At 64.7% G+C, this 19,309-nt stretch carries 16 protein-coding genes; 2 read left to right on the top strand and 14 right to left on the bottom strand.

What is annotated here, in order from left to right; translation table 11 throughout:
• Positions 1–184: 184 nt before the first annotated feature.
• From yajC to RAK07_RS08800, 4 genes are read right to left on the bottom strand one after another with little or no spacing between them, the layout of a single operon-like run.
• Positions 185–505: a preprotein translocase subunit YajC gene (yajC, locus tag RAK07_RS08815; protein WP_305733498.1), complete on the bottom strand. Its 321-nt coding sequence runs from the start codon at positions 503–505 to the stop codon at positions 185–187.
• Positions 506–512: 7 nt separating this feature from the next.
• Positions 513–1,646 (bottom strand): tRNA guanosine(34) transglycosylase Tgt, encoded by a 1,134-nt coding sequence (gene tgt, locus RAK07_RS08810; protein WP_305732465.1) that lies wholly within the window; start codon positions 1,644–1,646, stop codon positions 513–515.
• 8 nt (positions 1,647–1,654) lie between these two features.
• Positions 1,655–2,686: a tRNA preQ1(34) S-adenosylmethionine ribosyltransferase-isomerase QueA gene (gene queA, locus RAK07_RS08805; RefSeq protein ID WP_305732464.1), complete on the bottom strand. Its 1,032-nt coding sequence runs from the start codon at positions 2,684–2,686 to the stop codon at positions 1,655–1,657.
• Between the two features lie 3 nt (positions 2,687–2,689).
• The gene (locus RAK07_RS08800) at positions 2,690–3,823 is read right to left on the bottom strand and encodes a SpoIID/LytB domain-containing protein (RefSeq protein ID WP_305732463.1); all 1,134 of its coding nucleotides are present in this window, start codon (positions 3,821–3,823) and stop codon (positions 2,690–2,692) included.
• A gap of 138 nt (positions 3,824–3,961) precedes the next feature.
• Between RAK07_RS08800 and RAK07_RS08795 the strand changes: the two genes are divergently transcribed.
• Together RAK07_RS08795 and RAK07_RS08790 are read left to right on the top strand one after the other, a co-directional pair.
• Positions 3,962–4,921 (top strand): ABC transporter ATP-binding protein, encoded by a 960-nt coding sequence (locus RAK07_RS08795; protein WP_305732462.1) that lies wholly within the window; start codon positions 3,962–3,964, stop codon positions 4,919–4,921.
• Positions 4,918–5,892 carry an ABC transporter ATP-binding protein gene (locus tag RAK07_RS08790; RefSeq protein WP_305732461.1) on the top strand — a complete coding sequence of 325 codons (975 nt, stop codon included), beginning with the start codon at positions 4,918–4,920 and terminating at the stop codon, positions 5,890–5,892. Before RAK07_RS08795 ends, RAK07_RS08790 begins: the two co-directional genes overlap by 4 nt.
• 101 nt (positions 5,893–5,993) lie before the next feature.
• Here RAK07_RS08790 and RAK07_RS08785 read toward each other — a convergent pair whose 3' ends face one another.
• From RAK07_RS08785 to RAK07_RS08740, 10 genes are all read right to left on the bottom strand, one after another.
• Positions 5,994–7,727, bottom strand: a complete 1,734-nt coding sequence (locus RAK07_RS08785; RefSeq protein ID WP_305732460.1) for a hybrid sensor histidine kinase/response regulator — start codon at positions 7,725–7,727, stop codon at positions 5,994–5,996.
• On the bottom strand, positions 7,724–8,314 hold the full coding sequence (locus RAK07_RS08780; RefSeq protein WP_305732459.1) for a chemotaxis protein CheB: 591 nt from the start codon (positions 8,312–8,314) through the stop codon (positions 7,724–7,726). Before RAK07_RS08780 ends, RAK07_RS08785 begins: the two co-directional genes overlap by 4 nt.
• Positions 8,301–9,134 carry a CheR family methyltransferase gene (locus tag RAK07_RS08775; RefSeq protein ID WP_305732458.1) on the bottom strand — a complete coding sequence of 278 codons (834 nt, stop codon included), beginning with the start codon at positions 9,132–9,134 and terminating at the stop codon, positions 8,301–8,303. Before RAK07_RS08775 ends, RAK07_RS08780 begins: the two co-directional genes overlap by 14 nt.
• Positions 9,131–11,476, bottom strand: coding sequence for a GAF domain-containing protein (locus RAK07_RS08770; protein ID WP_305732457.1), 2,346 nt, complete (start codon positions 11,474–11,476; stop codon positions 9,131–9,133). The genes RAK07_RS08775 and RAK07_RS08770 overlap by 4 nt, the downstream gene beginning before the upstream one ends.
• Before the next feature lie 30 nt (positions 11,477–11,506).
• Positions 11,507–12,268 (bottom strand): substrate-binding domain-containing protein, encoded by a 762-nt coding sequence (locus RAK07_RS08765; RefSeq protein WP_305732456.1) that lies wholly within the window; start codon positions 12,266–12,268, stop codon positions 11,507–11,509.
• Between the two features lie 66 nt (positions 12,269–12,334).
• A complete protein-coding gene (locus RAK07_RS08760; protein ID WP_305732455.1) occupies positions 12,335–16,006 on the bottom strand; it encodes a response regulator in 3,672 nt (1,223 codons plus the stop codon).
• A gap of 93 nt (positions 16,007–16,099) precedes the next feature.
• Entirely contained in the window at positions 16,100–16,732 is a 633-nt protein-coding gene (locus tag RAK07_RS08755) for a LysE family translocator (RefSeq protein WP_305732454.1), read from the bottom strand.
• A complete protein-coding gene (locus RAK07_RS08750; protein ID WP_305732453.1) occupies positions 16,733–17,587 on the bottom strand; it encodes a hypothetical protein in 855 nt (284 codons plus the stop codon). It lies immediately after the preceding gene.
• Positions 17,580–18,536, bottom strand: a complete 957-nt coding sequence (locus tag RAK07_RS08745) for an MlaD family protein (protein WP_305732452.1) — start codon at positions 18,534–18,536, stop codon at positions 17,580–17,582. Before RAK07_RS08745 ends, RAK07_RS08750 begins: the two co-directional genes overlap by 8 nt.
• Complete coding sequence (locus tag RAK07_RS08740) at positions 18,537–19,220, bottom strand: P-loop NTPase family protein (RefSeq protein ID WP_305732451.1); 684 nt, start codon at positions 19,218–19,220, stop codon at positions 18,537–18,539.
• Between the last annotated feature and the right edge of the window lie 89 nt (positions 19,221–19,309).

Genomic DNA, 19,309 nt, shown 5'->3' with positions numbered 1-19,309 from the left:
CCATCTCGCCGCCGTCCTCGAAAGCACCTTTGTGCGGCGTAGCGCTGCTACGCCGCCGCAGGATTTTCCGCGGGTGTGACGATCTGACTATTTTGAGCAACCTTGGATTTTCAACAACCTGATAAAACTGTTAGACCGGTTCAGATTATTACATAGCTTCTTCGTTGAACTGAAACCGTTTGCTTTACTTCACCACCGTGGTGACGAACGGCTTGTCGATCTTGATCTTGACGCCGGTTGCCACTTCCAGGGTGATCACCTGGTCTTCCAGGGCAGCGATCTTGCCGTGGATACCGCCGGCGGTCTTGACGCTGTCGCCGATTTTCAGGGCCTCCAGCATGGCGCGGTGCTCCTTGGCTTTCTTCTGCTGCGGGCGGATCAACAGGAAGTAGAAGATGGCGAACATGAAGATCAGCGGTACGAAATTCATCAGTGCGGCGGCGCCGCCGCCCTGTGCGGCCTGACCCCCGGCGGGGGCTCCCATTGCGAATGCGACTGCGGTCATCATAAGTTTACTCCTCCTTTGAACGTTCAGACGTACGGGTCTGTTGATGATAAAAGCTTTGCCGAAAGGCTGCAAAGCTGTTGCTGGCAATTGCTGCGCGTATCCGTTCCATCAGGTTCAGGTACCAGGCGATATTATGGTGCGTGTTCAGCATTGATGCCAGGATTTCTCCGCTTCTGAACAAGTGCCGCAGATAGGCCCGGCTGTAAGTGCGGCAGACGTAGCAGCCGCAGGCCGGATCGATGGGCCCCTGGTCGGCCTCGTACTCCTTGCGCTTGATGTTGATCCGCCCCTGGCTGCTGAACAGCATGCCGTTTCTGGCGTTGCGGGTCGGCATGACGCAGTCGAACATGTCGTAGCCGTGCCAGACTGCCTCCACCAGGTCCTCCGGGGTGCCGATTCCCATGATGTAGCGGGGGTGATCCGTCGGCAGCAGGTCGCTGCAGGCATCCATCACCTCGTGCATCACCGCTTTTTCCTCACCCACGGACAAGCCGCCCAAGGCATAACCGTCGAAGCCGATCTCCCGCAGCTCCTCAAGGCTGCGCCGGCGCAGTTCCGGAAAACGCCCTCCCTGGACGATGCCGAACAGGAGCTGATCCCGGCGACTCAACGCCGCTTTGCTGCGGGCGGCCCAGCGGGTGGTCAGCGCCAGGGACCGTTCCACGTAGCTCCGTTCCGCCTCGGCCGGGGGGCATTCGTCGAAGCACATGATCACGTCCGCCCCCAGGGCCTGCTGGATGGCGATGGACAGTTCCGGGGTCAGCAGATGCCGGGAACCGTCGATATGGGAGCGGAAGCTGACCCCCTCTTCGGTAATGGTGCGCAACTCGGCCAGGCTGAAGACCTGGAAGCCGCCGCTGTCGGTCAGGATCGGCCGGTCCCAGGCCATGAAACGGTGCAGCCCTCCCATCTGCTCCACCAGCCGGTGGCCGGGACGCAGGTAGAGGTGATAGGTGTTGGCCAGGATGATCCGGGCACCGGCTTCGACCAGGTTTTCCGGGCGCATCGCCTTCACCGTGGCAGCAGTTCCCACCGGCATGAAGATCGGGGTGGGAATGTCGCCGTGGGGCGTGCGCAGCAGGCCGGTTCGCGCCCGGCAGCCTGCATCCTGATGGAGAACGTGAAAATGCTGTGCCACCGCCGCTCCTAAAGAATCAGCATGGCATCGCCATAACTGTAAAATCTGAAACGTTTTTCCACTGCCGTGCGATAGGCCCGCCGTACAAAATCCTGTCCGGCAAAGGCCGAAACCAGCATCAGCAGGGTGGATTCCGGCAGGTGGAAATTGGTCAGCAGGGCATCCACCGCCCTGAAACGGCATCCGGGGTACAGGAAAATATCGGTTTCCCCTTCGCCGGGCCGCAACAGGCCGTTCTCATCCGCGGCATGTTCCAGGGTGCGGGCAACGGTGGTGCCCACGGCAATGATCCGGCCGCCGGCCGCCCTGGTTGCCGCAACCGCCGTTGCGGTGGCGGCCGGAATACGGAACCGTTCGCCGTGCATGCGGTGTTCCCGCACCTGCTCCACCCGCAACGGCTGGAAGGTGCCCGGCCCCACGTGCAGGGTGACGGTGGCGGTGGCGATGCCCTGTGACCGCAGGCTGTCCAGCAGCTGCGGCGTAAAGTGCAACCCCGCCGTGGGAGCGGCCACGGCACCGGCTTCGGCGGCGTAGACGGTCTGGTAACGCTCCCGGTCCAGCTCTTCAGTGCCGCGTCCCAGGTAGGGGGGGATCGGCAGTTCGCCGGCCCGCAGCAACCAGGCGCCGAAGTCGTCGCAGCCGGCAAAGCGGACCAGCCACTCCTGTTCGCCGCTGCGCTCGATGACCTTGGCGGTGACCCCGTCCGGCAGCCTGACGATCTGCCCCGGCCGGCAGGGTTTTGAGGAACGCAGCATACACTGCCAGCACGGTTCGCTTCCTTCCTGTGCCCGTACCAGCAGCAGCTCCACCCGTCCACCGGTCTCCTTGGTGCCGTGCAACCGGGCCGGGATCACCCGGGTGTCGTTCAGCACCAGCAGGTCTCCCGGACGAAGGTAGCAGCCGATCCGGCCGAAGAGGCTCTCCTCGATTCGCTCTTCCCGGCGGTACAGCACCATCAGGCGGGAGCCGTCCCGGTGGGGGGCGGGGTAACGGGCGATCAGGTCGTCGGGGAGATCAAAGTGAAAATCGCTAACCAGCATGCGTTACTTGAAGCGCAGCTCGGACAGCATGCTCAGTTTGGTGCCGGGGTAGTAGTAGGACAGGATCTCGGTGTAGGAGAAACCGTCCAGGGCCCGCTGCCGGGCTCCCCACTGGCAGAGTCCGACGCCGTGGCCGTAACCCAGGCCGTTGAACAGGGCGGTGCCGTTGTCGACCCGTACCGTGAAATTGGTGCTCTTGACCACCGTGGAGCCCACCGCCATCCTGAACCTCGTTGCCGGCATGCTGACGGTTCCCCGGTCGGTGACCAGCAGCACGTTGATCAGGCGGTCACGGTTGTTGCGGGGGCCGGTCTTGATGTCGGAAATCCGGCCGATCTTCTGGCCGGCGGCCCGCAGCGCGTTCTCGATCCGGCTGAGGGGCAGGGACAGCTCCCAGGTGCTGGAGCTGCCGGTGGCGCCGTACTGGCAGTCGACCCCTTGCAGATAGGGAAGCGACATGCCCCAGACGTTCTGGGACGCCTCGGTCTTGCCGCCGCTGTTGGCGTGGTAGAACGCCTGGATCACCGTGCCGCGGTAGGTTAGCACTTGGCCTTCCGTCTCGTGGACCCCCCGTGCCGCCCGGCTGTCCTCAAGGTCGCTGCCGTCGTAGGCCTGGTCCAGCACAGTGGACTCCAGGTGAAAGAGGGCGGTGCGGCGCTCCTGGCGCTTGGCCACGGCATAAGTGCGGGCGATGATCGCCTGGACCTTGATGACCTCCATCGGCCAGGTGGAAGAGATTTCGCTGTTGATCACCCCCACCAGGTACTCTTCCAGCGGCAGTTCGTTGATCACCAGCAGGCCGTTGCCCTGGGCAACCAGTTCAACCAGGCCCCGGTAGGACTTGCCGTTGATCTTGATCCGATCCGGCGTTGAAAGACGGATCGTGCGACAGGACAGTCCGTTCAGCAGCAGGCGGTTGCCGCTGCTGCGAACCGTGAACGGCGGTTCCAGCGCCATGGCCGCACCGGTGTCCGGCAGTGCCAGCACACCGGTTCCGTCGATGGTGACACTGTCCGCACCTTTCAGGATCGCAACCCGGATCAGGTTACCCGAAAGCGGTTGCGCATGCAGAACCGGCATCTCGGGAGGGAAGGTCACGGACAGCAGAACCGCTATGAACAGAATGAGGAGGCGCATGGATTTCACAAGTCTGAAAACCCCGTGATAGAACCATAAAGTGCCACTACTGTCAAACACTTTCGCCCCCGGCGGCACTGTATCGGCGCACGTTTCGGCGTTTGACAGCGGGGGGGAGGAACGGGTACACTACCGCCCATGCCGCTCCTCGAAATCGACAACCTGACCACCGTCATCCCCACCCACCGCGGGACGGTCTACGCCGTCAACGGGGCCTCCCTCACCCTCGACCGGGGGGAGACCGTGGCCCTGGTGGGAGAATCGGGGTCGGGCAAGAGCATGACCGCCCGTTCGATCCTGGGACTGGTCCCCGCTCCCGGCCGTATTGCCGCGGGCTCCATCCGTTTCGGGGGACGGGAGCTGACGGAGCTGTCGGGCGAGGAGCTGCGGCGTCTGCGGGGAAACCGGATCGCCATGGTGTTTCAGGAGCCGATGACCTCCCTGAACCCGGTGCTGCGGATCGGCGAACAGATGCTGGAGCCGCTGCTGCTGCACCGCGGGCTTTCCCGCGCCGAGGCCACGACACAGGCGACGGAGCTGCTGCGGCAGGTGGGTATCGCGGCGCCGGACCAGCGGCTGCGGGACTATCCCCACCAGCTTTCCGGGGGAATGCGCCAGCGGGTGATGATCGCCATGGCCCTGGCCTGCGGTCCGGAGCTGCTCATTGCCGATGAGCCGACCACGGCACTGGACGTGACCATCCAGGCACAGATCCTGGCCCTGATCGACCGTTTGCGGCGGGAGAAGGGATTGGCCCTGCTGCTGATCACCCATGACCTGGGCATCGTGGCGGAACGGGCCGACCGGGTCCATGTCATGTACGCCGGACGGATTGTGGAATCGGCCGACACCCGGGATCTCTTCGCCTGTCCGCAGCACCCCTACACCAGGGGGCTCTTGGCTTCGCTGCCGGAAAACGCCGTTGCCGGCGCGCCCCTGGCCACCATTCCGGGACATCCCCCGGCGGCAACCGGCGACGAGCCGGGCTGCCCGTTCCGCGACCGTTGCGACGAGGCATTCGAACCCTGCGGGGAAACCATGCCGGATAGCCGCGAAGTGCGGCCGGCGCACCGGGTCCGCTGCTGGAGGCGCCGATGAAGCGTTCGATGCTGCGGGCGGAGGATGTTTCCAAGCGGTACGTCCTGAAGGATGCCGTTGGCAGGAAGGCGGTGCTGACCGCCGTGGACCGGGTCAGCCTGACGGTTGAGGAGGGAGAGACCCTGGGCATTGCCGGGGAGTCGGGGTGCGGCAAGTCAACCCTGGCCCGGATCATGGCCGGCCTGCTTGCCGCCGATGCCGGGTCGGTCAGCTTCGAAGGGGTAGCCCTTGCCGACCTGGGGCCGGAGGGACAGCGGCAGTTCCGTCGCGCGGTGCAGATGGTGTTTCAGGACCCCTTCTCGTCGCTCAATCCCCGCCTGCGGATCGGCGATGCCATTGCCGAGCCGATCCATATCCATGGCTTGGCCCCGCGAGCTGCGCTGCGCGACGCGACCACGGCCCTGATGGCACAGGTGGGCCTCTCCGCCGACCAGTACGATCGTTTTCCCCACGAATTTTCCGGCGGCCAGCGTCAACGGATCGGCATCGCCCGCGCCCTGGCTGCCCAGCCGCGGCTGTTGCTGGCCGACGAACCGGTCTCCTCGCTGGATATCTCCATTCAGGCCCAGATCATCAATCTGCTGCAGGAGCTGAAGCACCGCCACGGTCTGACCATGGCCATGATCAGCCATGACCTGGGGGTGCTGCGGCATGTCAGCGACCGGATCGCGGTCATGTACCTGGGAGCAGTGGTGGAAGTGGCTCCGACGCCGGAGCTGTTCACCAGCAGCCGCCATCCCTACACCCGTCTGCTCCTGTCCGCCATCCCCCGCATCCGCCGGGAGCGGGAGGCAGCGCTCACGGAGCCGCCCGGCGGCGATCCGCCGTCCCCCACCGCCCTGCCGTCGGGCTGCCGGTTCCATCCGCGCTGCCCCCACGCTGCCGAGCGCTGCCGCGTCGAAGCGCCGCTTTTGACCGACCAGGGGCCGGGACACCGTGCCGCCTGCCACTTCGCCTCCTCGCTCTTCTGAACCACTTCACCGCCATGCCAGCCCCATAGCCTGGCTTCACAGGGCGCCGATGCGCCGATGACGACCCACGCAGGAAGAGGCTGTGTGCGTAGGGCATGGGGTCAGCGCCGCAGCCACCGTTCCAGCAACGCCAGCAACTTGGGGAAATCGATCGGCTTTGCCAGGTAGTCATCCATGCCCGCCGCAAGACAGTGTTCCCGGTCTTCCTTCATGGCATTGGCCGTCAAAGCGATCACCGGCAGGGTGTGGCTGCGTACCGCCGATGACGGATCGCGGATCACGGCGGTGGCCTCGTACCCGTTCATCACCGGCATCATGCAGTCCATCAGCACCAGATCGTACTCTTGTTCCGCCAGCGCCTGCAGCGCCTCGCTGCCGTTGTTGGCCACATCCACACGGTATCCCGATCGTTCAAGGATCGCTTTGGTGACGTTCTGATTGGTGGGTTCGTCCTCCGCCAGGAGCAGTCTGAATGAGGACGCAGGAGGAGGGTCGGCCGTTTCCGGTGGTGGTGCGGCGGTTGCCGGCTCAGCCGGGGGACGCCCCTTTTCCAGGGTTACGGTGAGACAGAAGGTGGAACCGGTCCCCACGGCGCTTTCCACGCCGATGCTCCCCCCCATCAGTTCCGCCAGCTGCCGGCAGATGGCCAATCCCAGCCCGGTGCCGCCGTAGAGACGGGTGGTGGAGTTGTCGGCCTGGGTAAAGGAATCGAAAATCAGCTTCAGCTTGTCGGCCGGTATGCCGATGCCGGTGTCGCAGACCATGATGGCGAGGGTGGCCTGCCGCTCGTCCTCGCTCTCCTTACGGATATGCAGGGTGACCGATCCCTGCGGCGTGAACTTGATGGCGTTACCCATCAGGTTGATCAGAATCTGCCGCAGCCGTCCCGCATCCCCTCTGACAACGGCCGGTACGTCGGGATCGATGGTCGAAACCAGGCGCAGCCCTTTGGCGGAGGAGTGCAGCGAGAGCAGGCTGACGGCGTTTTCCACCATCGGCCGCAGTTCGAAGTCGGCGAGGGTCAGCTCCATCCTGCCGGCCTCGATCCGGGAAATGTCGAGAATGTCGTCGAGCAGTTGCACCAGGTTGCGCCCCGAGTTCACGGCGCAGGCCACCAGATCGCGCTGTTCCGGCGTCAGGCCGGAGTCGAGCAGTATCTGCAGGGTGCCGAGCACGCCGTTCATCGGCGTGCGGATTTCGTGACTCATATTGGCCAGGAAACGGCTCTTGGTGAGATTGGCGGCTTCGGCTTCCTCCTTGGCCTGACGCAGAAGGTGCTGGGATTGCTCGTAGTCGGCGATCTGCACCCGCAACATCTCTTCGGTGGCCTGCAGTTCTTCGTTGCGTCGCTGCAGTTCCACGGTTTTCTCATCCACCAGCTCCTGCAGCCGGAGCTGGTGGCGCTCCAGTTCGCGGCGCTGGCGGAACAGTTCGGCGAAAATGCGGACCTTGCTTTGCAGGAAGACCGGCTCGATCGGCTTGGCCAGGTAGTCCACCGCCCCGGCGTCGTATCCCTTGAACTGGAACCGGCTCTCCTTCATGCCGGCGGTGACGAAGATGATCGGAATGTGGCGGGTCTTGGGGTTGGCCCGCATCAGCTCGGCCGTTTCAAATCCATCCATCTGCGGCATCTGCACATCCAGCAGCACCAGGGCGACGTCGCGTTTGAGGGTGAGGCGCAGCGCTTCGTTGCCGGAGGCGGCGGTGATCAGGTCATACACCTGGTCGGCGAGCAGTTCCGAAAGCGACAGCAGGTTTTCCGGCCGGTCGTCAACCAGCAGGATCGGTACGGCATCGACGGTGGCAGAAGGTGATGCGGGCAGCGTCATGTTCATGGTTTCCTCGGGGCAAGTCGCCTCAAAAGGCCGGGAATCTCCTTCAGGGCGAGCACATGATCGGGCTGAAGCAGCTGCAGCGCGCTGCGGGGCATGGCGTCCATTTCCGCATCGGCGGGGTCCTGTACGATGGTAAGGCCACCGCGTTGCCGAATGGCCAGCAGGCCGGCGCTGCCGTCGCAGCCGGCGCCGGTCAGCACGATGCCGACCAGTGCCGGACCGCAGGCTGCCGCCGCCGATTCGAAGAGCACGTCCACGGAGGGGCGGGCGTAGTGTACCGGCGGGTCGACGGAAAGAGACAGCACGCCGTCCCGGCTCACCAGCAGATGGTAGTTTGCCGGCGCCAGGTAGACGGTGCCGGCACGAGCGGTTTCATGATCGTCCGCCTCCTTGACCCGCAGGGGGCAACAGCCGTCCAGCAGGAGCGCCAGGCCATCGTCGGCTTCGGGGGAGATATGGGCCACCACCAGCAGCGGCAGCGGAAAGTCGTCGGGCAACTCCCCCAGCAGGCTTTTCAACGCCGCCACGCCACCGGTGGAAACCCCGACCGCCACCAGCCTGAACAGTCTGTCGTCAGTTCTGCGCATACCGTTTCCTGTAAATTTGCACCCGGGGGGCCAGCAGTTCGTAGCGTCCCGCGATGGAACGGTTGTCCAGGGTTTCCTTGGCTCCCAGGCAGAGGAAGCCGCCCGGCAGCAGGCAACGGTCGAACAGGGTCAGCACCCGCTCCTTGAGTCGCTGCCTGAAATAGATCATCACGTTGCGGCAGAGGATCAGGTTCATGTCGCCGAAGTCCGCGTCAGCAGCCAGATTGTGGGCCGCGAAGACGATGGAGTCCCGTAGCGAGCCGTTCAAAATGGCATGGTCGTAGCGGGCGGTATAATAGTCGGCGAACGAGGCGCTACCGCCGCCCTGCTGGTAGTTACGGGTGAAACGTTGCATCTCCTGCAGCGGGTAGATTCCCTCCTGGGCCCTGCGGATCACCTCCTGGTTGATATCGGTGGCATAGATGCGGAAGCGCCCCGCCAGTCCCTCCTCCTGCAGCAGGATGGCCATGGAGTAGGCCTCTTCTCCCGAGGCGCAGCCGGCGTGCCAGATTTTGACAAAGGGGTAGGTCTTCAAATGCGGCACCACCTGTGTGCGCACCGCCTTGAAAAAGATCGGATCGCGGAACATTTCCGAAACGTTGACCGTGATTCCCCGCAAGAGACTGTCGAACAGGGGGCGATTGCGCAAAATCTGCGACTGGGCCTCGGAGAAGGTGGCAAAGCCCGATCCCGGCAGCCACTGGGCCAACCGCCGGTGCAACGACGCTTCGGCGTAGTCCCGGAAGTCGTAGCCGTAGACCTGATACACCCCTTCCAGCAGCAGGCGTATTTCGAGGCTGGTCAATTCGTCGTCGGTCATGTCGGCTCCCGCTGCTCTGCCGGCCGACGCGCCGATGGTTCCCGGTCGTGTCGCGGCGCGTTCTCTTCCTGGATTCGCAGCTGTTCGGTCTGGGCCTGCTCCAGCAGGTCGCTGACCAACTCCCGGGAGCTGCCGACGGTGAAAGTCACGGCAATCGCCTCCAGAGCCTGCTGCAGGAAGGCCAGGTCGTCCTCGTCGATACGTTTGAAGCTGCCCAGTTCCAGTACGCCGGTCAGGGTGTCGCTGTGCAGAATCGGCAGGATGAGGATATGAACCGGGTCGCCGGAGCCGAGGGCCGAGGAGATCGACAGGTAGCCGGCCGGTGCCGGAGAGAGCTGCAACGGTTTCCGGTCCCGCGCCACTTGGCCGGCCAGCCCCTCGCCGGAGCTGAGCACCGCGCTCCGCCGTCTGATGTCGGCAACGGCGTAGGTGGCCAGGGGACGCAGCAGGTCGTAACGGCTGTCGTAGCGGTACACGATGCCGATGGCGGCCTGCAGAAAGCCGATCAGGTACGCCAGCGCCCGATCGGCCAGTTCGTCGAGCCGTTCCCCGCCGCGCAGAATCCGGTCCAGCTCGTGCAGGCCGTTCTGCAGGCGGGTACGGCGTGCGTCGGCATCCCGGTTCAGGCGCAGCGACACGGTCATGCCGGCCAGGGCCTGGTCGAGCTGTGCCTGGGATTCGCTCATGCCCACCACCGCCGCAAGCACCATCCCCATTTCATCCGGCTTGGTCCGCGCTGTTTCAAGGGAGAGGGCGGTGCTGACCGCCACCTCGCGGTCGAGATCGCCGGCCGCAATGGCCGAAGCCAGCGCGGCTTTTTCCCGTCCCTGTGCCTGCTGGGAGCGGATCGAGGCCAGTATCATGCCCAGTGGCGGTATCACCGACCGGTAAATCCAGAAGCCGAAAAAAATACCGATGCCGATCGCCACCGTCCCCATGCCGGCAATCTGCGACAGTCCCCGGGTAACGACATCGTTCACCGCCATGATCGACAGTTCCTGATCACGGCGGGCGGCGATGACCTGCTCGCTCCCCCGGACCGTCTGGATGGCGATGATGGCGTGCAGCCGGTCAGCGGCGCTGTCCGCCTGCCTGCTGGCCAGTACCTTCCGCTGCAGGGTGGCGAGGATGCCGTCGGCGGCGTAGATCCGGGACCGCATGATATCCAGCGATGCCGCCGCCGCCCGGAGCATCTGCAGCTCACTGTGGGCATTGATGGCGGTCAGGGAGCGCTCCACCGCACGGACCTGTTCCTGGATCGCGCTAAACTGGCCACGGATTTCCGTTGCCAGCTCGTCCAGGTCATCGGGGGTCTCGCGGGTAAACAGCCGGTTCGTCGCGGCCGCCACCAGAAGCCCCAGCTCGACCAGCGCGGAATCAGCCTTGAGTATATCGTTGGCATCTCGGGACTGTCTGAAACTGGTCTCCTGCCGCGCGGCGGCAAAGGCCAGTTCTTCCCGGGCCAGGATGGATTCCTGATCAAGGGTCTGGAACAGATCGTTCAGCTTGTAGGGGAGATCCTTGCCCGTTGTGGCGGCTCGTGATCGTGCCCTCTCGTCACGCTGCTGCAGGGCGTCGGCCTGGAGGCGCAGGTAGTCGGCAAGCATGGCGGTAAAACCGTTGATGGCGGCGGCAACCGAGGGGGTTGCCGTATAGTAGCTGTTTTTGGCGATCCGTCCGATTACGGCGTTCAGCTTGGCCCGGGCGATCAGGAGGGCCGAGCTGTTCTGCACGGCTTGGGCGGTCACGGTGATGAGCTGCAGTTCCCGCACCAGGTTGCGCAACTCTTCGATACTGCGCAGCCTGTCGGAAAATCTGCCGGTATTCTCAAGCGCTGCCGCAAAGGCATGGGCATAGCCCCCCTGGAGGCGCTGGATGGAGGAATCGAGTTCGTCCAGGCGGGAGGAGACGATCCGTATGCTGTGCAACACGCTCTCATTGGCGGCTGTTGCGGCATCGTTACTGCGAATACGGTTTTCAACGGCTGAGAAAATCTCGCGGGCCACGGCACCCAGCTCGTCCGCCCGGTCGGCGGGGTCACTGTTCAGGGACGCAGCTGCGCGCACGGTGGCGACCCGTGCCAAGGCCCGTTCGGCATCGGTCCTGAACAGGGAAAACTCGGCCATGGTGCGGGCGGTGGTAAGCTTGGTCAGGGCGGCGCTGCTTGCCTGCAGCTCCCGTTGCAGTTCAAGGGCGCGCACCTGGGACGGTGCGGTCTGCTCGGTCAGGTAGGAAAGCTTTTCCCGCAGAAAGCGTATGGAGAAAAAGCCGGCCAGCGAGAGCGCGACCACGATCAGCGCCGTGAGCAGTACATTGGCTATGAGTTTGCTCTTGATGGTCATGGCGTGTCCCTGGCGACGTCGCGGGTCCCGCTAGTTTTTGACAAGCGCAGCACCCGGCCCCTGCAGGATGAAGTCGATGAATTTCTGTACCTTCGGCGAAGGCGCTCCCCGTGATATCAGGGTGACCGGGCGGAATACCTCGGGGGTTTCCACCTGCTTGGCCGACCCGCCGAGCAGCGCGGAGGTACCGATGGCGATGGCTTCCCGGTTTACCTCCACGGCGCCGCGCAGTTCATCCATGTGACCCAGCTCCAGGACCTCCCGCATGAACGGCTCGCCATCCAGGATGGTTTTCCTGAAAGCGCCGTTGGTGGCGGGGTTGAGGGTGGAGAGCACCACGATGATCGGCATATCGGGGCCGCCGACCTCGTTCCAGTTGACGATGCTGCCGGTAAATATTCCCTTGAGTTGTGCCCGCGACAGCCGGGAAACCGGGTTCGATTTGTTCACCACGGTCCGGACCATCCCCTTGCCGAGCACGACGTGGTACAGCGTTTCGGGCTGCTGGACCTCGAACTGTTCCTTCTTCATCAGCTCAAGAGCTTCCTCAAAACTGGTCCCCACCACCGCAATCTCGGATACCCCTTTGTAAAACTGCTTGAAGGCCAGGGAGGCACTGCCGAACAGGATGTTCAGTCTGATGCCGGACTCCTGTTCAAAGGCCTGCTTGACCGGGGTGATGACGCTGTCCAGTGGGCCGCTGCCGGTGCTGAGTACGATCTCTTCGGCAGGGGCGGCGGACGCGGTTATGATGCCTGCCAGCAGGGCAAACGCCAGAAACAGCCGTTTCATGAGCAGCCTCCTTGGGTCGTTGTCGTGCGGCGCCGGGCCATCTGCCGCGGGGAAGCCTTGCCGCTTTTACATGTCCATTGTAGTCGACGTTGCCGAGGAGTAAAGCCAGACCCTCAGCAGCGAAAAGAGCTTGTCCATGTCCACCGGCTTGGGAATGTAGTCGCTGGCGCCGGCGTTCAGGCACTCCTCCCGGTCCCCCTTCATCGCTTTGGCGGTCAGGGCGATGATCGGCAGGTTCCTGAAGCGGTTGTCGGCCCGGATCGCCCGCATCGCCTCGTAGCCGTCCATCTCCGGCATCATGATGTCCATCAGCACCAGGTTGACGTCCGGGTGCTGATCCAGTTGCCGCAGCGCCTCCCGGCCGTTCTCCGCCTCCAGGATGATCATATCCTTCTCGGCCAGGGCGCTGGACAGCGAGAAGATGTTGCGCATGTCGTCGTCCACGATCAGCACTTTCTTTCCTTCCAGCATCGCCTCCTTGTCCAGGGCGGCGCGGATCATCCGCTGCTTGCCGGGGTCAAGGGAGGTCTCGATCAGGTGCAGGAAGAGGGTCACCTCGTTCAGTAACCGTTCCGGGCTCTTGGCCCCCTTGATGATGATGCTCTCCGCGTAGTGGTGCAGCCGCCGCTCGTCTTCGCGGGAAAGTTCACGGCCGGTGTGGATGATCACCGGGATGCGCCGCCCCGGGTCGAGTCGTTTCAGCTCTTCCAGCAACTCGAAGGCCCCCATGTCGGCCAGCCCCAGATCCAGCACGATGCAGTCAAACGGCTCGCTGGAGAGCAACGCAATGGCCTGGTCGCCGGTTTCCGCCACCTTGATGACGACGTTGCCCGCCTCCAGCAGGGCCACCATGGCGGTGGCCTGGGCGGGATCGTCTTCCACGATCAGCAGCATTTTCATGGTCTTGTCCATGGCGGTGGTGAGGGTGCCGAAGACCGCCTCCAACTGGTCGCTGCTGACCGGCTTGGTGATGAAACCGATGGCTCCCATGGCCATGGCCTTGCGGCGTTCCTCCAGGCAGGTGATGAAATGGACCGGGATATGGCGGGTCTCCGGGTTGTCCTTCAGGCTGCGCATCACGCCCCAGCCGTCGATATGGGGGAGCATCACGTCCAGGATGATGGCGCTGGGGTGGTGGCGCTGGGCCAGGGCGATACCGCTTTCACCATCGGCGGCCACCAGGGCGCGGAAGCCGCGCTCCCGCACCATGTCGCGCAGCACGGCGGCAAAGGGGAGGTCGTCCTCGATGACCAGGATGCTGCGCTCGCCGTGCTGCAGCAGTTCACGGTCATCCGCAATGGGGGGCGGCAACGGCTCCATGCTCTTCTCGACGGCCCTGGCGTTGCCCGGCGTGACGGCTGGCGGGGGCGGCTGCTGCGGCAGGGGGGGGGACGGTTCCGGGCGGACCAGGGCACAGCTCCCCGTGAGTGGCAGGTAGAGGGTGAAGGTGCTGCCGTTGCCCGGCTCGCTGACAAGGGTGATCTCTCCCCCCATGGAGCGGGCCAGCTGGCGGGAGATGGAAAGTCCCAGACCGGTACCGCCGTAGGTGCGACTGGTACTGCCGTCCGCCTGCTGGAAGGCGTTGAAGATAATGGACTGCTTGTCGGCCGGGATGCCGATGCCGGTATCGCTGACCGCAAAGGCCACGGCGGGGGGCTCGAGGGGGGAGTCGGCGGCGTGGGGCGTATGGACGCGCAGCTCCATCTGGCCATGGGCGGTAAATTTGCAGGCATTGGAGAGCAGGTTTTTCAGAATCTGGCGAACCCGCTGGCTGTCTGCCAGCAGGACGGGCGGCAGCGGCTCGTCGTAGCGCAGCACGAAATCGATCCCCTTCTCCTCGGCCAGGGGGGTGAACATGGCGGCCAGCTCACCGCAGATCTCCGCGGGGGTCGTTTCCTCGTAATGGAACTCCAGGTGGCCCGACTCGATCTTGGAGAGGTCCAGAATGTCGTTGATCAGGGTGAGCAGGTCCCGGCCGGCGCTGTTGATGGTGGCGGCAAATTCCACCTGGCGCCGGGTCAGGTTGCCGTCGCGGTTGTCCCTGAGCAGGCCGGAAAGAATCAGCAGGCTGTTCAGCGGCGTGCGCAGTTCATGGGACATGTTGGCCAGGAATTCGGACTTATAGGTGCTGACCCGTTCCAGTTCGTCGGCTTTGCGCTGCAGTTCGCGACTTTTCTCCTCGATCTCCCGGTTCTTGGCACGGATGTGCTCCCGTTGCAGCTCCAGCACCTGGGCGCGCTCCTCCAGCTCCTCGTTGGTTTGCTGCAGCTCCTCCTGCTGTACCCGCAGTTCTTCGGCCTGGGCCTGGGTCTGGGCCAACAGGTCGTTGACCAGGTGTCGCGACCGGTTGACGCTCAAGGCGATGGCGATGGCTTCGCGGGACTGCTGCAGGAAGTCGAGCTGCTCGGTGGTGAAATCGACGAAGGAACCCAGTTCGATGACGCCGACCAGGTCGCTGTCATGCAGAAGCGGCAGGATCAGGATGGCGATCGGATCGGCCTCGCCCAGACCGGAGCCGATCCGCAGGTAGTCGGGGGGGACGGCGTTCAGGCAGATGAGCTTGCGCTCGCGGGCTGCCTGCCCCACCAGCCCTTCTCCCAGGGCGATCCGCTGGGGATGCTCGTCGGGGCGACTGAGAGCGTAGCCGGCAACGAGGCGCAGCATCCCCTCCGGCTCGTCGAACAGGTAGAAGGCACCGGCGCCGGCCCCCAGGTAGTCGGCGAGAAAGGTCAGGGTATGCCCGGTCAGCTCCTCGGAGGAACGGTCCCCCCGCAGGAGGGAGTTCAGTTCATGCTGGCCGTTCTTCAACCAGGCGCGTACCGCCTCCTCGTCGCGGTGGCGGCGCAGGGAGCGGGTCATTTCGGCAAAGGCCAGGTCCAGGGCGTGCTGCGATTCACTCATCCCCGCCACGGCTCTGAGCAGCATGCCGGCTTCGTCGCGGCTGATCTGTTCCTGGTCGAGCTGCAGCGGCTCACCGATCTGTACATCCTGCCCCAGATCGCCGCCGGCGATCGCCTCCGCCAGCCGGGCATTCTCTCTGCCCCGCTCCTCCTGCAGGCGGATAGCGTCCAGCACCGTGCGCACCGGGGTGGAGATGCTGCGGCTGATCAGGACGATCATGGCTGCGGCAAGCAAGGTGGTACAGACCAGCAGCAGCGCCAGCCAGAAGCAGAGTTGCCGGTAGGTGAGGGTGCTGCTCTGGTAATGACCGGCAGCCTCTTCGCTGTTGAGCTGGGAGAGCCGGTTGACCGCGGCTTCAAGCCTGCTGAAGTGGGCGAATATCCGCTCGTTTTCGGCATCGAGCCGGGCGTGGTCAATGCCGGATGCCGCCTGTTTCTGTACGGCGTTGGCGGCATCGAAGTACTGCTGGACGAGCAGGTTGACTTCTCCCAGCAGTGTCCGTTCCTCGGCGGTTTGATCCAATGTTTCCAGTCGCTTGAGCGTTTGTCTGGTCTGGAGCTCCGTCTTGGACAGCCGGGCGGCGACGGCGGCGCGGTGGTCGGGGTGGGCGTTGATCTGGTAGTGCAGGAAGGCGCGGCGGTGTTGCTGGGCGTAGCGGTCGATGTCGGCGATGGTGGTGATGTTGGGCATGAGGTTCTGCTGCAGGTCATCCAGCCGGGCCTTGATTTCCGACATCCCCCTGAAGCCGAAAAAACCGATCAGGCAGCAGAGGGCAAGGACTGCGGCATAGCCGAGCGTCAATTTGTACTTGATCGTCAGGTCGCGGTAGGACGTCATGGTCGTATCCTGTGTCCGTGATGGACCAACAACAGCTGTGTAGTGGCCGGCCGCAAACAGGGTGCGCGGTGCCGACGGCGTCCGGCAGCGCCGCTAGGGGCTGCTCAGGAGCAGCTTCAGGGCCAGGGCGATGAACAGCGCTCCGGCGGCGCGCTGCAGGGTCAACTGCACGGCCGGAACGCGGGAGAACAGTTCCCGCAGCAGGCCGGCCAGCAGGGCGATGCTGCCGAAGACCAGCAGGGTTGCCGCGATGAACAGTCCTCCCAGCAGCGCAAGCTGGACTGCGGCCGGCCCCCGGTCCGGCAGGACGAACTGGGGGAGAAAGGCCAGGAAAAAGATGGTGACCTTGGGGTTTGAGCTATTCATCAGGATACCGCGGCGGTACAGCTGCCAGCCGCTCAGCTCCTCTCCAGTCGTGGCGCCGCTTGCCGTGACCGTGGTCCTGAAGGCGTGCCAGGCCAGCCAGAGCAGGTAGAGGGCGCCGCAGAGCCTGAGCAGGAACAATGCCCGGGGTGAGGCGGCCAGCACCGCGGCCAGCCCCAGCACCACCGCGGCGGTATGACCGACGAGGCCGGTACAGAGTCCCAGGGTGACCGCAAAGCCGGCACCTCTGCCCCGTAGGGCCGACTGGGTCAGTACGTAAAGGTTGTCCGGACCGGGTGCCAGCCCCAGCAGGCAGGAGATCATGAAAAAGCCGGCAAGGGAATCGCCGCTGCTCTGCATCATTCAGGGCTCCGTGGCGCGCGGCGGAAGCTGGTGTCGTACCCTGGCGGCCCGCTGGCGGTAATCGTCGCTGCGTGCGGTGTCGCCCGTTCGTTCCAACAGGGCCGCCAGCGCTTCCAGGTCTGCGGCGATCTTTGCCGGACGCTCCAGGCGGCGGTCGAGGGCGAGCGCTTCGAGCAACAGTTTCTCGGCTTCTGCGAACCGCTGTTCCTCGCCCCGCAGCCGGCCGATGGTCCGCAGGGCATTGGCCCGCTCCTCGGCCAGGAGTTCCCGTGAGCCGGTCTTCTCCAGTGCCTGCTCCGCGTAGGCGAGGGCTGCGGCACGGTCCTCCTGCCGCAGGGCGATGCGGGAGAGCAGATTCAAACGCCGCGCCGTCATCTCCCCCCGCTCCTCCTGCAGGGCGATTTCCGCCCAGCGGCGGGCCTCGGCTGTCTGTCCCCCGGCCAGCAGCACCAGGGCCGTTTCCTGGGCAAGATCGGCGGCGTACCCAGTTGCGCCTGCGTGACGGCGGCCCCGTTCCAGCAGCCGCGTCGCCTGCTCCAGCCGGCCCAGTCGCCGTTCCAGCCGGGCCAGGTTCAGCAGGGTCAGGGCCTGCTGCCCGTCGTCATCCAGGGCGGTGGCCAGCCCGAGGGCCTCGTCGAGCAGGCGCCGGGTATCGTCCAGGCGGTTCTTTTCCACACTCATCAGCGCCCGCTCGTTCAGGTCGGCAATCCGGCGGTGGCTTTCGCTTGCCTGCGGCATGCCGCCGGCGCAGCCGGCCAGCAGCATGCAGAGCAGTACGCCGTGCAGGGAGTCCCGCAGCATGACGCCGCCGGGACGGACACGAACCCGGCTCCGTTCGTTCCTAGTCCTAGTCATGGCTGTCACCCGCCTTTCCGGTCCGGTCCAGGGAGGGAGCGTCCGTCCCCCCCAGCAGCCAGGAGCGGTTCAGGGTGTTCATCAGCCGGTCGGTGCTGAAGAGCAGCTCTTCCGTGCGGGAGAGCAGACCGGGGAGCAGGGGGAAGGTCTGCCGGGTCATCAGCCGGGTATCGTCGGAGATTTGCACCAAGTTGGCCATGGCGGCGTCGGTCTTGTCCAGGAGCGGTGGCAGGCGATCCAGGGAAGCGTTGATCGTGGTCAGGTCGAGGCTGTCGATCTTGCGGCCGGTGGTGTCCAGCAGGGTTGCGGTCTGGCGGGCGATCCCCTCCAGGTTGCGGTTGGCGCCGCTGAGCAGGGCATCGGCGTTGCTGCGGGTGGTTTCCAGGTTGCGGGTCAGAAGTTCAAGATTTCTGACGGTTTTCTTCAGGTCGCCCTCCGGGTCGTTAACGTAGCTGATGATCTCCTTGACCTCGATCAGCACCGGTTTCACCTTTTCGGCTATTTCGTCGGCCAGTTCGTCCAACCCCTTGGTCTTGACGTAGGTCAGGCTGTCGCCGTCCTTGACCTGGGGCTTGTCCAGGGAGCCGACGGAGACTTCCACGATGCTGTCCCCCACCAACCCCTCCTTGACCAGCTTGACGGTGGAGTCGCTGCGTACCCAGGAGTGGTATTTCTTGGCGACTTCGATGGTGATGTCCACCATGGCCTGATTGTTCAGGGCCAGGTCCGTGACCCGGCCGATCCTGAAGCCGGACAGTTTGACCGGCATCCCCTTGGTGAAGCCGGTACCGCGATCCACCGTGAAGTGGAGGGTATAGGTGCTGGTGAACAGATCCTTCTGGTAGCCGACCAGGGCAACGACCAGCACGACCCCGGCCAGGGCGGCCAGAACGAACAGCCCGATCTTGCGCTCAAGATATTTGAAGCGGGGGTCCTGTTCCATACTCATCTAAGTCCTCGTGATCTGGGCCGGTTGGTGGCGCAGGTTACAGTGCAGGTCCGGCTCAAGGTGGTCAAGGGGGGTGGTGGTGGCGGTGAGGTACAGCGAGATCATGCCGGCGTTGCTCCGGTGAAGCCCGGCGGCCTGCTCCACGAGCAGGTCCCGTTCCCTGTGCGGCAGGTTGTCGAAACAGCCGGCGTAGATCAGGCAGCGTGCACCGCTGACGGCAGCCCGGATAAAGGCCGCCATCCGGCGTTCGAAGGGGGTCAGGTGGCCGGGCAGGGCCCAGATGTTCCCGGTGAAGCCGAAGGCGTCGAGGAGGGAGCGGATCGTCCGGCTGGCCGATTCCGGCACGCAGCCGTCGTGAAACAAAAGCGGCAGGGTGATGTTCTCCCACAGCTTCAGGTTCGAGATCAGTCCGCCCTGCGGGGAAACGATGCCGATGGCGCGCCGCAGCTGGTGAAGCTGGCTGCGGCCCAGTTCCGCCAGGCAGGCGTCTCCCAGAAGAATTCTGCCGCTGTCGGGGGGACGCTCGCCGGCGAAGGTACGAGCCAGCAGCAGGCATTCCTGCTCGCCGGCGGCGGTGAAGAGCGCGGCCGTACCGGGGGAGAGTTCAAGGTTCAGCCCCGTGGTCAGCCCTTCGAGGGTCAGGTCTATGCAGGCGAGGGAGGCGGCCATGATGGCGCTACTCATATCATAAACCGGCAGGCAGCACAAACCGGCATTTTACTGCCGGGACGCGGGTAGCGTATCCACGCAAACGAATTGACAAGTCTTCGCCG

Origin of the sequence: Trichlorobacter ammonificans (genome assembly GCF_933509905.1) — a bacterium.
In the GTDB taxonomy this organism is placed as follows: domain Bacteria; phylum Desulfobacterota; class Desulfuromonadia; order Geobacterales; family Pseudopelobacteraceae; genus Trichlorobacter; species Trichlorobacter ammonificans.
Note: the sequence above shows the minus strand (reverse complement) of the source record. Positions and strands in the feature narration are given on the sequence as shown.

Bases quoted from the DNA above. Each gene is read 5' to 3' on its own strand.
- yajC (WP_305733498.1), bottom strand. From the start codon at position 505: ATGACCGCAGTCGCATTCGCAATGGGAGCCCCCGCCGGGGGTCAGGCC.
- queA (WP_305732464.1), bottom strand. From the start codon at position 2,686: ATGCTGGTTAGCGATTTTCACTTTGATCTCCCCGACGACCTGATCGCC.
- RAK07_RS08800 (WP_305732463.1), bottom strand. From the start codon at position 3,823: ATGCGCCTCCTCATTCTGTTCATAGCGGTTCTGCTGTCCGTGACCTTC.
- RAK07_RS08795 (WP_305732462.1), top strand. From the start codon at position 3,962: ATGCCGCTCCTCGAAATCGACAACCTGACCACCGTCATCCCCACCCAC.
- RAK07_RS08790 (WP_305732461.1), top strand. From the start codon at position 4,918: ATGAAGCGTTCGATGCTGCGGGCGGAGGATGTTTCCAAGCGGTACGTC.
- RAK07_RS08785 (WP_305732460.1), bottom strand. From the start codon at position 7,727: ATGAACATGACGCTGCCCGCATCACCTTCTGCCACCGTCGATGCCGTA.
- RAK07_RS08780 (WP_305732459.1), bottom strand. From the start codon at position 8,314: ATGCGCAGAACTGACGACAGACTGTTCAGGCTGGTGGCGGTCGGGGTT.
- RAK07_RS08775 (WP_305732458.1), bottom strand. From the start codon at position 9,134: ATGACCGACGACGAATTGACCAGCCTCGAAATACGCCTGCTGCTGGAA.
- RAK07_RS08770 (WP_305732457.1), bottom strand. From the start codon at position 11,476: ATGACCATCAAGAGCAAACTCATAGCCAATGTACTGCTCACGGCGCTG.
- RAK07_RS08765 (WP_305732456.1), bottom strand. From the start codon at position 12,268: ATGAAACGGCTGTTTCTGGCGTTTGCCCTGCTGGCAGGCATCATAACC.
- RAK07_RS08760 (WP_305732455.1), bottom strand. From the start codon at position 16,006: ATGACGTCCTACCGCGACCTGACGATCAAGTACAAATTGACGCTCGGC.
- RAK07_RS08755 (WP_305732454.1), bottom strand. From the start codon at position 16,732: ATGATGCAGAGCAGCGGCGATTCCCTTGCCGGCTTTTTCATGATCTCC.
- RAK07_RS08750 (WP_305732453.1), bottom strand. From the start codon at position 17,587: ATGACTAGGACTAGGAACGAACGGAGCCGGGTTCGTGTCCGTCCCGGC.
- RAK07_RS08745 (WP_305732452.1), bottom strand. From the start codon at position 18,536: ATGAGTATGGAACAGGACCCCCGCTTCAAATATCTTGAGCGCAAGATC.
- RAK07_RS08740 (WP_305732451.1), bottom strand. From the start codon at position 19,220: ATGAGTAGCGCCATCATGGCCGCCTCCCTCGCCTGCATAGACCTGACC.